Source organism: Chloracidobacterium validum, from assembly GCF_018304825.1.
Lineage (GTDB): Bacteria > Acidobacteriota > Blastocatellia > Chloracidobacteriales > Chloracidobacteriaceae > Chloracidobacterium > Chloracidobacterium validum.
In genome coordinates this window covers 2,049,447-2,062,171 of the sequence record NZ_CP072648.1, presented here as the reverse complement: position 1 = coordinate 2,062,171, position 12,725 = coordinate 2,049,447, and the positions used below count along the sequence as shown (strand labels likewise).

The 12,725-nt window shown below is 58.5% G+C and carries 10 protein-coding genes and 1 pseudogene; 3 read left to right on the top strand and 8 right to left on the bottom strand.

Annotation, left to right across the window (positions count from 1 at the left end):
• Window positions 1-109 precede the first annotated feature (109 nt).
• The 5 genes and pseudogenes from J8C06_RS08600 to J8C06_RS08585 all read right to left on the bottom strand — a co-directional run bounded on the left by J8C06_RS08600 (window position 110) and on the right by J8C06_RS08585 (window position 5,251).
• Window positions 110-1,762 (bottom strand): tetratricopeptide repeat protein, encoded by a 1,653-nt coding sequence (locus J8C06_RS08600; protein ID WP_211428300.1) that lies wholly within the window; start codon window positions 1,760-1,762, stop codon window positions 110-112.
• A gap of 69 nt (window positions 1,763-1,831) precedes the next feature.
• Window positions 1,832-3,277, bottom strand: coding sequence for a formylglycine-generating enzyme family protein (locus J8C06_RS08595; RefSeq protein WP_246602013.1), 1,446 nt, complete (start codon window positions 3,275-3,277; stop codon window positions 1,832-1,834).
• Between the two features lie 75 nt (window positions 3,278-3,352).
• A pseudogene (locus J8C06_RS15440) lies at window positions 3,353-3,415 on the bottom strand (zinc-ribbon domain-containing protein); the annotation flags it as partial.
• Between the two features lie 210 nt (window positions 3,416-3,625).
• Window positions 3,626-4,489 carry a pantoate--beta-alanine ligase gene (gene panC, locus J8C06_RS08590; protein WP_211428298.1) on the bottom strand — a complete coding sequence of 288 codons (864 nt, stop codon included), beginning with the start codon at window positions 4,487-4,489 and terminating at the stop codon, window positions 3,626-3,628.
• Window positions 4,490-4,534: 45 nt separating this feature from the next.
• Window positions 4,535-5,251, bottom strand: a complete 717-nt coding sequence (locus tag J8C06_RS08585; protein WP_211428297.1) for an SDR family oxidoreductase — start codon at window positions 5,249-5,251, stop codon at window positions 4,535-4,537.
• An 81-nt stretch (window positions 5,252-5,332) separates the two neighbouring features.
• Between J8C06_RS08585 and J8C06_RS08580 the strand changes: the two genes are divergently transcribed.
• Window positions 5,333-7,762 carry a penicillin-binding protein 1A gene (locus J8C06_RS08580; RefSeq protein WP_211428296.1) on the top strand — a complete coding sequence of 810 codons (2,430 nt, stop codon included), beginning with the start codon at window positions 5,333-5,335 and terminating at the stop codon, window positions 7,760-7,762.
• Between the two features lie 18 nt (window positions 7,763-7,780).
• Here J8C06_RS08580 and J8C06_RS08575 read toward each other — a convergent pair whose 3' ends face one another.
• Entirely contained in the window at window positions 7,781-8,227 is a 447-nt protein-coding gene (locus J8C06_RS08575; protein ID WP_211428295.1) for a DMT family transporter, read from the bottom strand.
• 132 nt (window positions 8,228-8,359) lie between these two features.
• On the bottom strand, window positions 8,360-9,715 hold the full coding sequence (locus J8C06_RS08570) for an MFS transporter (protein WP_211428294.1): 1,356 nt from the start codon (window positions 9,713-9,715) through the stop codon (window positions 8,360-8,362).
• A gap of 316 nt (window positions 9,716-10,031) precedes the next feature.
• Between J8C06_RS08570 and J8C06_RS08565 the strand changes: the two genes are divergently transcribed.
• Together J8C06_RS08565 and J8C06_RS08560 are read left to right on the top strand one after the other, a co-directional pair.
• Window positions 10,032-10,562, top strand: coding sequence for a hypothetical protein (locus J8C06_RS08565; protein WP_211428293.1), 531 nt, complete (start codon window positions 10,032-10,034; stop codon window positions 10,560-10,562).
• Window positions 10,563-10,709: 147 nt separating this feature from the next.
• Entirely contained in the window at window positions 10,710-11,366 is a 657-nt protein-coding gene (locus J8C06_RS08560; RefSeq protein ID WP_246602012.1) for a glutathione peroxidase, read from the top strand.
• A 95-nt stretch (window positions 11,367-11,461) separates the two neighbouring features.
• Here the strand turns inward: J8C06_RS08560 and J8C06_RS08555 are convergent, their stop codons facing one another.
• Window positions 11,462-12,520 (bottom strand): PDZ domain-containing protein, encoded by a 1,059-nt coding sequence (locus tag J8C06_RS08555; RefSeq protein ID WP_211428292.1) that lies wholly within the window; start codon window positions 12,518-12,520, stop codon window positions 11,462-11,464.
• Between the last annotated feature and the right edge of the window lie 205 nt (window positions 12,521-12,725).

Genomic DNA, 12,725 nt, shown 5'->3' with positions numbered 1-12,725 from the left:
CCGTACCCAGGCTCTAGGGAGTGTCCGTGCGGGGTCTGCCTTCAACTTCGGGTACGGCTGTCATTTTATTCTTTCAATCAGTATTGCTTCATGCAAGCGCCGCTGCGCCCTACTTGCCCCCAACCGCCCAGCTCAAATCAAGTAACAGGTTGGTTGGGGTGGTGACGGCCAGGTTAAGGGCGAAGGTAAAGTTGTTTTCCGGTTTGGGTTGTTCAGCGATTTGGAAGGTCACACCCTTGACCGGCTTGACCTTGACCACCAAGGGTTGTCGGGGAAGCCGAGATTGGACGCCCGATTCAATACACACGCCCGCAGGATCGAAGACTTCGAAATAAGGACCCTGCCAGTAAACCCGATAAAGGCCCGGTTGGAGCTGTTTTGTCCACTGAAGCAGGCCCTTGGTGGGGAGTGTCCATTCTGCAACCACCGTGATGTCTTCGGAGCGTGGATTCTTGGGCGTGGCAACCAGTTCAGCCGTGTAGTCATTGGCTGCTGATGGCATCATGGTGATACGGACCGTGACATTGGGTGATGACTTGCCAAGGCGGAACAGAGCATCTTGCGCTGGAAGCCGGCCTTGAAGTTTCACTTCTGGTTCGATCGGCTGCTCACTGTCGAGAAGCGCACTTGTTACTTGATCGCGCTGTAAGCGAATCCGAAATGGACTCGCCGTTTTGAACTTGTAGGTTAGGCTACCGCGTAAGGGCAATGCCGGCTCTAGGCGTACTGACAACTCATCCAGGCGGGCTGTCACCTGCGGATCGTTAGGCGCAAACGTTTTGAATTTCTGATAGTGAGCGTAGGCAGTGCGGAAGTCGCGCTGATTGTAGGCAGCATCGGCGGACAGGCGGGTCAGGTAAGCTTCTGCCTTTGCTTTGCCGGCCACTGCGTCAGCATTACTCGGATCTAAGCTGAGTGCTGCTTCGTACTCACTCCGCGCTTCGTTATAGCGTCCGGCTTGGAACGCCGTTTCTGCCCGGCGTATCCGAGTCACCGCCTCAGTACGGCGCAGCCCATTGCGTGCCTCACTGTTGCTTGGCGCAATGGATAGAATGCGCTGGTAGATTTCCTGGGCTTGAGACAGATCGCTTTGCTGTTGAGCCAGCCCAAGTAAAGCCGAGACCAGTGCGTCATCGGTCGCCGAATCAGGCGCAAGCTCGCGCGAGCGGTCTAAGGCGGCAATCGCTGCTGCCCAGTCTTGGTTTGCCATCGCTGTCGTCCCAAGCGCTTTGAGCGCCCGCCCGGCATGCTTTTTAGCCAGGAAATTAGATGGCTCTAAAGCCAAGACCTTGTCGTATTCCGATAGTGCTTCACTGAAGCTTCCCTGTTGCTCGAACTGTATCCCGAGCACCATGTGGCTGGTCACTTCAGACCGCCGGTTCAATGCATCTGCTAGCTCACTCTTGGGACGCGCCACCTTTCCGCCCTGCTCGAAGAACATGCGCGCGGAAACAAAGTCTTCTTTATTGAAAAGTTCGCTACCTTCCTCGAAGTAAAATTCGGGGGACCGTCCCAAAGGCATCATCACACCCGTTGGCGTCTTGACCGTTGGTGGGCGGCGCGGTGGCAGCCGCTTGCCAGCCGCCGTCCCAGACGATGGGGACGCTGCTGGCGATGAGGAAGGGGGTGGTGTATCGGAGCGTCCGATCTGTGCGAAGGCTATGCTTTGGGAAGGCAGGAGCAGCCCCAATGCACTCGTTGCCAATAGCCGACCAAGCCACTTGATGGATAAACACGCGGCAGTAAGCTGAATGGTAACCATACGACGGAAGTAGTATTCAGCAGAAGTAGTATTCAGCAGATGATATTCAAAAGCTAAACTGGATGACCCCTACTGAGACGGTTGATCCAGGACGCACCGAAAGCCAAGTTCACGGGCGCTGAAGTTAGAGGGAACCCAGTTGCGATAGGTCACGGTACACTTTTTTGTCTCTTCGCTAAATGCGCCGCCGCGAATAATTTGTAGCCGAGCACCCGGGTCGAGTGGCTTGTCCCAACTGGGCGGGGACGCTTTGCTTCCGGGATAAAGCGTGGCTTCTGAGGCCGTCCATTCCCAGACATTGCCAGTCATATCGAGAACACCAAAGGGGCTGGCCCCGGCTGGATACGAACCGACCCGAGCCGGCGCGCCAAAACCGCTTGCTTTGACATTGGCACGACTGGGATCAAACGCATTCCCCCAGGGGAAAACGGTTGGCGTCCGTCCGTGCGCAGCCGCTTCCCATTCTTCTTCGGTTGGCAGCCGCTTGCCAGCCCACTTGGCATAGGCTTCAGCGTCGGTGAGGGTGACACCCGTGACCGGAAACAGCTCCTTACCGGGTTCAATTCGCCCATTGTTCCACGAGGTTGGTGCCGGATGGCCGGTCGCCTCTATGAACTTCAGGTAATCAACGTTAGTGACTTCTGTTTTGTCAATGAAAAACGGACGCAGTGTCACCGTGTGTCGCGGCTTTTCGTAGGGGTCAAGGAAATCACCGGCGTCCCGCCCGATGTCATATTCACCGCCTGGGATGGCAACCATGTTTTCCGGAATGGCTGGCTTTAGCGGTTTCTCAGCAGGGGGCTGCGTTATGCTGTCAGGTGGGGTTGTCTCGGGGGACGGTGGCTCTGAAGCGGTTGGCGCAGGTGGCGCAATGAACTGGAAGTAGGTGACAACCGCAACTGCCCCAATCACAAGCACAACCACGGCAACGGCAAGTCCGATGATCAACCCCAGGCGAGATGACAAACCCCTTGCCGGTGCAGGCGATGGTACCGCCGGAGCAAAAAGGTCAGCCGGTGGCTTGGGCGGCACAACTGGTATCTCACTCGTTTGGTTGCGTCCCATGGGACGCGGCGCACCAGTTAACGGCTCAATCGGACGAAATGGCGTTGAGGCAACTTCTGGTGGAAGCGGAACACCGCTGGGTGGGGTTGGTGTGACCGGCGGCGGCGGTGGCCAACTCCCTTGAGCGCTGGTATTCGCAACAGGCCCATTAGGCGGCAACACGGCCGGTGGTGGTGGCGGAAGCGGTGGGATGATAGTCGGCGGCGGTTGTGGCTCGTTATCACTCAGAAACAAGCTAGGTTCAGGCTCTGACTCCCTTGCGACACGTGGCGGAGACTTGAGGTTAGGCGATGAAATTTCACCTAAAATGAAGCCTTCCCCATCTGCTTGGTTGCCATTGTCAGCAGCGTGGGCAGGCGGCATCGCTGGTTCAGCCGCTTGGGGAGACAGTCCAAGCGAGGGAAGTGATATATTCGTTCGCCCTGGGTCATCTGGTCCGACTGAGCGCATGATGAATGTCTGCTCAATCGGAGATGATTCAGTCAGCGGTGATGACTCGTCCGCTCTTGTTCCACCGAAGGAATGTCCGCAGGCTTTACAGAAGCGAGCGTTTGGGCGATTTTCGGTACCGCACTTTGGGCAGAACATGATGGTTGACTCACACTGGCCCAGGTCACACTACCGAGGCAGATTCTGGAGACCTTATCTCCCGGCCGCACTTAGATAGAGCAGGTTGCCGTCCACAGGTCAAGGTCACCAAGACGAAACCTTGTTGATAGTACCACCTTGAAAAAGCCCCCGGCAAGAAAGCCTAGTCTCTCGTCCAAGCCAGACCGACGCAACAAGTGCGCTGAGATGCTAGGTCGTGCCTGTGCTCAGAACGATGTTGTCGGTAAGCCGCACCTGGCCGACATGGGCCGCCAGCGCCAGGAGTGACTCTGAGTCATCGGCCAGTGTCGTCAAGGGATTGAGGTTTTCCATGTCCACCAAGGCGACATATTCTGGGCGCACCAGAGGTTCCGTTTCTAGCACTTGGCGGACGGCCTCGGTCAGCGTGGCAGCCTCTCGCACGCCCTCCCGCTCAACCAATTCTTGCGCGCGTTGAAGTCCGCGGTAAAGCACCAGCGCGGCGCGGCGCTCCGCCGGATTGAGCGACGCATTGCGTGAGGAAATAACCAGTCCATCAGAACCACGCACCGTCGGACAAATCACCACTTCCGTATCCATGGATAAATCACGAACCATGCGCCGGATGATAATGGATTGCTGGGCATCTTTCTGCCCAACCAGAGTGAAGTGCGGCTGGACGATATTGATGAGCTTGTTGATGATCGTGGTCACGCCACGAAAGTAGTTTGGCTGATTGGCCCCGCACAGCCGACAGTCCAGGATGTCTGTCGTCACATAGGTCAGGAAGTCTTCCGGGTAGATCTCATCCACGCTTGGCGCAAACAGGACGTCCACGCCTTTATTGGCGACGAGTTCGGCGTCGCGCGCCAAGTCGCGGGTGGGAACTTCAAACTCATCTCCCTGTTGAAAGTGAATGGGGTTGAAAAAAATCGAAACCACGACCACGTCGGCGATGATCTGCGCGCGCCGGATGAGGCTGGCATGTCCATCATGGAGGGCACTCATGGTGGGAATGAGCGCCAACTTCTTTCCATCGCGTTTGAGGCGTGGGGCAAGCATTCGCATGCGTGGAATACGAGTCACGATTTCCATACAACTCAATGGCGGCAAGGGCGATGCTTGCCCTTGCCGCGTGAATTACATTTGGTGACTCTCCGGCTGGAGAACGAGTTCGTTCAACACGCCATTACCGGTCTGCGACGCGGCAAACAAAATGGTGTTTGCCGCATCTTCAACTGACAGCATCTTGTCACGTTGGACGCGCATGGCAATGTTATCCCAAAATGGGGAATCCACACCACCAAGGTGAAGCAAGGTAAAGCGGATACCGCTGCGTTTGAGGTCAAGCGCCATCGCGCGCGTCATCCCGGTGACGGCAAACTTCGAGGCGCAGTACCCGGCCGCCTGCATCATTGCCGCTCGCCCCAGAATGCCTGGGATGTTGACGACGATGCCCCCGCCAGTTTTTGCCATTTCCGCTGCCGCCACCTGCGTGACCGAGAAAACGCCCCGAACATTGACGGCCAGCATGCGATCTAGGTCGTCTTCCGTCAGATCAGAGAAGGGCTTCAGAATGCCGATACCGGCCGCATTGACGACCACATCAATCCGACCGAGTTCGGCAACGGTCGTGGCAACCCAGGCCGTTACCTGCTCGCGGCGCGTCGTATCGGTTGGAATCGCCACCACCCGGCGGCCCAGGGCGCGAACCTCAGTCGCAACGGACTCCAAGTCAGCCGCCGTGCGGGCTGCCAGCGACAGATCGGCCCCATGACGGGCAAACCCCAGAGCGGCCGCGCGGCCAATGCCACGCCCTCCCCCCGTAATCAAAACCACTTTTCCAGTAAAATCCATGCACGAAACTCCTAACAGCAAAAAACGAAGGCTTGGCAAAGCGGCGCTTGGCGAGCGACAAAATCACAGTACTATTGCCTCATGACTGGACACAACCCTGCTTTCAAGAATGATCCGCGGGTTTTTCGCGCTAAGCGCTGGTGGCAGCGGCTCATCACGCCGCGTCGCATCTTTTTTCTGGCGCTCGCCTTACTGCCGGTTATCGCTTTGCTCATTTACTACTATGTTGTCTTCTCTACGATGATTGACAACAAGCTACGGGGTGAGTCCTTCGTGCGGGCGAGCGGTATCTATGCGGCACCGGTTCGGGTGGTCAAGGGTGGGCCGTTTGGCAAGACCCAAATTCTGGACTATCTTGCGCGGGTTGGCTATGTGGCGCAGTCTCAAGGCAGCGACACCAACCGCGGACGCTATGCGCTCGATGGTAATCGTCTCGACATCACGCCCAGCGCCGATGCGCAATTGTCTGGGGGGACGTTTTCCAAGGTACGGATTCGCTTCAACGGCAACACCCCAGCCGTCATCAGCGATCTCTCCACCCAGCGCGAACTCACGGAATGCCTGCTTGAACCACCCCTACTGACCTCCCTCAACAAAGAACGCGAGAAGCGTAAGATTGTTGAGTTCAACGATTTGCCAAGACACCTCGTCAACGCCATCGTAGCCGTCGAAGACCGCCGCTTTTTTGACCATCCGGGGATTGATTTCCGCGGACTGTTCCGCGCCATTTACCGCAACTTTTTCGAACGCGACGGCGGACTGCAAGGCGGCTCAACCATTACCCAGCAGCTCGTCAAAAACTTCTTTCTGACGCCAGAGCGGACGCTGAGCCGCAAGCTCAAGGAAGCCTACATTGCCATCATTTTGGAGACCCGCCTGACCAAGCAGCAAATCTTTCAGATGTACTGCAACGAGATTTATCTTGGGCAAGACGGGAGCTATTCCATCAACGGCGTCGGTGAAGCGGCGCGGTTTTATTTTGGCAAAGACCTTGTCAACCTGACGCTGCCCGAAGCGGCTTTCCTGGCAGGCGTGATTCGTGGGCCCGGCTATTACTCACCCTTCAAGCACCCGGAGCGTATGCTCGAACGGCGCAACAAAGTCCTTGGCGACATGCTAGAAGTCGGGTTCATCAGTCAAGCCGAGTATGAAAAAGCCAAAGCCGCGCCGCTCGGCGTTGCCCCACGGCGCGCCGCCAGCAATGCGGATGCGCCGTATTATTTGGATTATCTCCAGACGGTTCTGGCCGAGCGCAAGCTGGATAACGTTCTGTCCGATCCTGCTGCCCGCATCTACACCACGCTGGACATCAACCTTCAGCAAGCGGCGGTCGAAGCCGTTCAAGATGGCGTTGCCAACCTCGTCAAGAAGCCAGCACCGGGACTGGATGCGGCGCTGGTCGCCCTCGACGCCCGGACGGGTGACATCCTGGCGATGGTCGGGGGGCGGGATTACTCGCAGTCGCAGCTCAACCGGGTCACTGAGGCTCGGCGGCAGCCTGGATCGGTCTTCAAGCCATTCGTTTACACGGCAGCAATCGAAGAAGAAGTCGTCACCCCATCGTCGTTATTCAAGGATGAAAAACGGACATTCACCTACGGGAACAATCAAACCTATAGCCCGGATAACTTTGGCCAGGCCTACAGCAACCGTAGCGTAACCGTGCGCACGGCTCTTACCAAATCACTCAATGTCGTCACCGTCAGTGTGGCCGAAGCTGTGGGCTATGATCGCGTCGCGCGCACGGCCGAGCGATTTGGACTCCCGCGCCCGGAGGCGTACCCAAGCTTGGCACTGGGCACGAAAGAAGCGACGCCGCTCGAAGTCGCCCGCGCCTACACGGCGTTTCCCAATCGTGGTATGCGGGTCGAGCCGCGCGCGCTCACGCTGATCAGCGACGGGAAAGGTAACCTTGTAGAAAACGTCGAGCCGCACGCGACGCGCGTGACGTCGCCCGCCGTCGCGGCCGTCATGACCCATCTCCTGCGCGGCCCGATTGAGCGCGGCACGGCAACCAAAGCCAAGGGTTTAACCAAGGCACTGGCCGGCAAAACCGGCACCAGCCGCGATGGGTGGTTTGCTGGGTTCACGCCGCATCTGGTTTGCGTCGTGTATGTCGGCTACGATGATAACCGTCAGCTTGGTATCACTGGTGGCAGTTCGGCGTTGCCGATTTTCATAAATTTCTTGCGGGCCGCGCTCAAGTTTCGTCCAGATTTGGCCGGCGAGGCGTTTCCAGAGGCCGAGGGCGTGGAGAAGGTCACTGTGGATTTACAGACCGGATTGCTGCCGTCACCAGCTTGTCAAGGTGAAACGATCGAGGAGTGGTTTCTTGCCGGGACAGCGCCCCAGAAGGATTGCACACAGGCGACCGTGGACGAAATGGACGCCCCGGGACTGATCACTGAGCCTGACGTAAAGCTGCCGTTGCCAGAGCCACCGCCGCCGGCGCGGCCCGAGCGGCTACCGGCGCGTGAGCCGCGGCCGCCGGCTACCCAGGGGCGCGATTAGTCCGCCAGATATGGCAGGTTAGCGTTGGATGAGCCAGATCGCGACGAGCAAGAGCAGCGCGCCGAGCAGCCGTGACCACGTCAAGGGCTGCTGGGGAAGCCCTAGCCAGCCATAGTGGTCGAGGATCAACGCCCCAATGAGCTGCCCCGTAATGATTGCTGCCGAGTAGCCGGCCGCCCCAATCCGTGGCACGGCCAGAATGGCCATCGTCACGAAAACGGCCCCAAGCGCCCCGCCTACCCAAGTCCACCAGGGTGCGGCTGCGGCCGCCCGCAAATGACCAGATTGACCTGCCCATGCCATCGTTGAAGCCAGAATAATCAGCAAAACCGTGCCCACGCAGAAGCTGATCAGCGCGCTGTAAATTGGGTTGATGACAAACGTACGGAGCTTCGCGTTGACGGCCGCTTGAACCGGCAGCATCATGCCGGTCAGTAAAACAACCGTTACCCATCCGAGTTTCATGGTGGTGTTTCCTCGTCACGCCGGAGCGTTGTCACCGTCGTTTTCACCTAGGTCGTCATCGGGAACGTCCCCAAGTCGGCACGCTCGTTGAGGTGGCTGGACAGCTTTGCGCTGCCCATTGTACGTCATCTCCTAAGTTTGGAGGTTGACATCGGACGGCGGGGCCAGGCGTTGTTCGAGAGCGGCCCACAAACCCACGGCTGTCAACCCGAAGCCGGCCAGCCCGAACGTCCCCGGCACATTCCACCAGTGCGCCAGCGCGCCGGCCAGTAAGCCACCAATGGCCATGCCGCCCCGAAAACAAACCATGTAGAGACTGACCGCCCGCCCGCGCATGTCATCGGTGATCATTTGCTGAAAACAAGTCGTTACCAGCGCATAGGCCGCGACCAGGAGGGCCCCACCCAGGAAAAGCCACAGGCACGCCAACCAAAACCAACCTGTCAGGGCAAGTAGCGCCATGCATAGGCCGAGCGCGACCTGAGCGGCCGCAATGAACAGTAGTGAATGCGTTTGCTTGGCAAGCGTGGCAACGAGCATCGCTCCGCCGACCGCACCCAGACCGGAACAAGCTGCCAGACGTGAAAACAAGACTTCATCGCCTTGCCAGGTGATTTTAGTGTACTGCGGCAGCAAGGTCGGGACGGCAATCCCTAAGCCGGTTGTCAGCGCGGCAAGGAGGCACAACTGCCGCCGCGCCGGGTCGCCGAAGACATAGCGCAGGCCGGTGAGGATTTCTTGTCGCCAGGATAGCGATGGCCCGCTGCTGATCTGTTGTGGCGGCTGAATGGTTGCCAGCGCCGCCATCACCGCGAGAAACGACAGTGCGTTCAACGCAAAGCAAGCCGTCGCGCCGGAGTAGGCCATCACCAGCCCGGCCAGCATCGGGCCAATCACGCGCGCTAGGTTGAACTGGATTGCGTTACCGGCCACGGCCTGCCCGACAAAGGACTTCGGCACCAGGTTGGGCAGGAGCGCCATGTAGGCCGGCCCACTCATGGCTTGCGCCATGCCGGTCAAGAGCGACAGTCCAAGTATGGCGTACACGAGCCGCATGCCCGGCAACGCCTGCGTCCCAACCAGCAGGGTGAGGGTCAGCGCGCTGGTGAGTTGAACGGCCTGGGACGCCAGCAGAAGCTTGCGCCGGTCAACGCGGTCGGCAATCGCCCCGCCGACGAGCGACAGCCCAAGCATTGGCGCCATGGCCAGAAAAGCGTCCAGCCCAAGGTAAAACGGACTGGACGTGAGTTCGAGGATGAGCCAGGCCTGGGCGACTTGTTGCATCCAGCTCCCAATGCTCGATGCAAACGCCCCGGCCCACTGGCGGCGGTAGTCTCGAAAGGCAAAGGCGTGCAGCGCCGTGGGCAGCCAAGTTGGAATGTTCTCCGGCGCGGAGGCGTCAGCGGCCGGTGACGATTCGGCCTCGGGTGAAAACTGGGTTAGGGTTGGTTTGGCAATGGGTGGCGATGTCGGTGGAAAGCTCGGCATGCCGGTATCGTGCGTTGGAATATCTGCCAAGTGCAAGCGTCTTGTTCCGAGGGCCTGGCCCTGCCAGGCAACGGCTTTGCCCAAGTCGCGTGCGGTATGCCGTCGTGGAACTCAAGGCCCGGCTGTGCCGTTACCTAGACTGACAAGCTGGCGCATCTTTTGACCACCCCAGTCGGTATGTGAGATACCTTGTGCAAGCCGTGGTGTTTTGTGGTTTGGCTAGGCTGTGATTTGGAGGCTTTCGACACGCATGTTTTGCCCAACCTGTGGCACTCAGACGCAAATTCCCGATCAAAACTTCTGCAAGGCGTGTGGTATGAACTTGACCGCTGTGACCAATGCGCTGCAATCCAGTTCCGGTCAGGTTCCAGGCGACATGGCCGCAGCCGTGGCGCAGCAATTGGCGACCCTCCAGCACTCCAAGGATATGCTGTGGCGGACAAAGCTTCGTCGGGCCGGTTGGGCGCTGATAGCCGGCGGCCCGCTTATGGCGGCAACGCTTGGGATTTCAGCCTCCGTATTGGAAAACGTCAGCCACTGGCTGGCCCGGTTTGTGGCTTCCTTTAGCGGGTTTGGCGGGTTGATGTTTTTCGCCGGCATCGTCTTGCTGGTGTATGTCCGCATGGCCTTCAAGAACGAGCCGCTCCCACAAGTCGTCGTGCTGCCTGCGCCACAACTTGGCATGACCGGACAGTTGCCACTGCATCCAATGCCGACCCCCAGTGTGGAAACCCCCTATCGGTCCGCGTTCCCGGCTCCGGCGACCGTCGCCCAGCCACCAAGTGTGACCGAAAGCACGACGGAACTCCTCAACGATCCGCATCAGTTGACCCCCAAAGTTCAGTAATCCACCGGTGTGTCGGATGCCGAAGTACCAAGTGCGGTGAAACGTACGGTCAGGGCGTGGACTGGCGCGGCACATTGCCTGCGCCCACCAGCATCAACTCTGCTGAGACCTTACGTTGAATAACGTTTCAGTTGACGAGGACGTGACATGAATCAAAAAACCTTGTTTGCGCTGGCGTTGGCGACGCTCATGGGCGTTGGCTGCGCTGCGTCGGCCGAATCTCCCCGGTCATCCACATCTGCCCAACCTGAAGGAGGCACTGCACCTGTGACGGCTTACACGAATCCCAATCCTACACCTGGTTGTCCGCCGGCGCTGGATTTCACGATGAAGAGTATTGATGGCAAGGAAGTCAATCTATGCGACTACAAAGGCAACGTCCTCTTGATGGTCAATGTTGCCTCGCGGTGTGGTTATACACCGCAGTACAAGGGGCTTGAAGCGCTCAATCAAAAGTATCGTGAAAAGGGACTGCGCGTTTTGGGTTTCCCGGCCAACGACTTTGGCGCCCAGGAACCGGGGAGTGACGCTGAAATCAAGGAATTCTGCACATCGAATTATGGCGTGCAGTTTGACATGTTTTCCAAAATAACGGTCAAGGGGCCTAACAAGCATCCGCTGTACCAGTACCTCACGTCGGGCGGCGGCAATGAGAAGCTGGCCGGAGAAGTGCGCTGGAACTTTCACAAGTATCTCATCGGCCGCGATGGAAAGTTGCGCGCTGTTTTTCCGTCGAGCGTCGATCCGATGTCGGCTGAACTGACCAGTGCCATCGAAGCCGCGCTCAACGAACCAGTGTCATAACCGACGACAAATCACGAAAGCAGCTTGAGCCGGGAAGTTACCCGGCTCAAGTCGTTTGGCATTGGATTGAGCATCGAGCGCGTCCCGGTTACCCGTCACATCGGGCCAACCATGGGGAAATCAGATTCAAGATGAAAGTCTAGGTGGAGCGGATGAACCATCGGCAGACGATACAGTTCCAAAACGTTGTGTAGCCCAGCACCCTGTGGCGTGCGCGGGCCAAGCGTTGGCGTCATCACCTGGGTTTGTTTATCGCGGACAACCGTCAGCTTGACCTCGCCGGACTCCACCCGCCGAAGTTCTCGCAGGAAGTCACGGCTGTCATGAATTTCCTGGTCGCCAATCTTCACGAGACAGTCGCCGGCCCGTAGCCCGGCTTTGGCGGCCGGTGAGTCTGGTATGACCTCCGTGATGAGCAGTCCGCCGGGTGCGCCAAAATACTTCGCAAGTTGCTCGGAGAGGGGTTGAGTACGAACGCCCAATCGTCCACGGTCACTGAACGTCACGACCAACCCGCCGGCCATTGACTTGAGTTCAGACCGGCGTTGTTCGCCCTGCTGCCGAAGGCGGTCGGCCAGCTCCCGCACCATTTCTTCCGTCTTTTGGACTTCGCCCGGATCAATCGTGATGGAGATCGGTCCATTCGGCAGTCTCACAATGCCAACCAGTGGTTTTTCTGGGACGACCGTCAGGGTGACAAGCTGCTTGTCGCGTATGATCCCAAGCGTCATGGCTTGTCCTGGTGACTGTTTGCGGAGGAGGTCCCGAAAGTGTTCGGCGTTGACGACCGACTGACCATTGATGGAAACGATGACGTCGCCGGCTTTGAGTCCGGCCTTGCTCGCCGGGCTGTCGGCAACGACCCGCATCAAATAAACGCCCTGAGCCGGCGATACGCCAAGTTCCTGGGCCCGCTGCTCAGAAAGCGTCTGGGGGAAGACGCCAAGGTAAATGCTGGGTTGGCGCAGGGGCGTCTCGGTATCCGGCGGGGTCCCCGGCGCTTGCTGGGCTTCGGTTGGGAGCGTGGTGACGACTGACTCGTGCGCCAGTATCGAAGCTGATAAACAAAACGGAACCGCGAGCGCCAGCGCCACCCGGTCAAGCCGCTGGACGCCTGGCTTGGAGAAAAAGCTGAATGCAACGTTGAACCGCATAGGGGTTTTGCCTCGAATGAAAGAACTGACACCAGTTTGACGTGCTAGGTGCGAGTGTCACACTGTTCGGTGACTTACTTAACCTGCCCAAAAACACGATTAGATGGCTGGTAAGTTCCAGGGAATTTCCACAACTGCTCACAAGCCAATATCGAGTGCGTCTGAAAGAACTGGGGCAACCGCTTCTTCTCCTTCGTTACCTTCA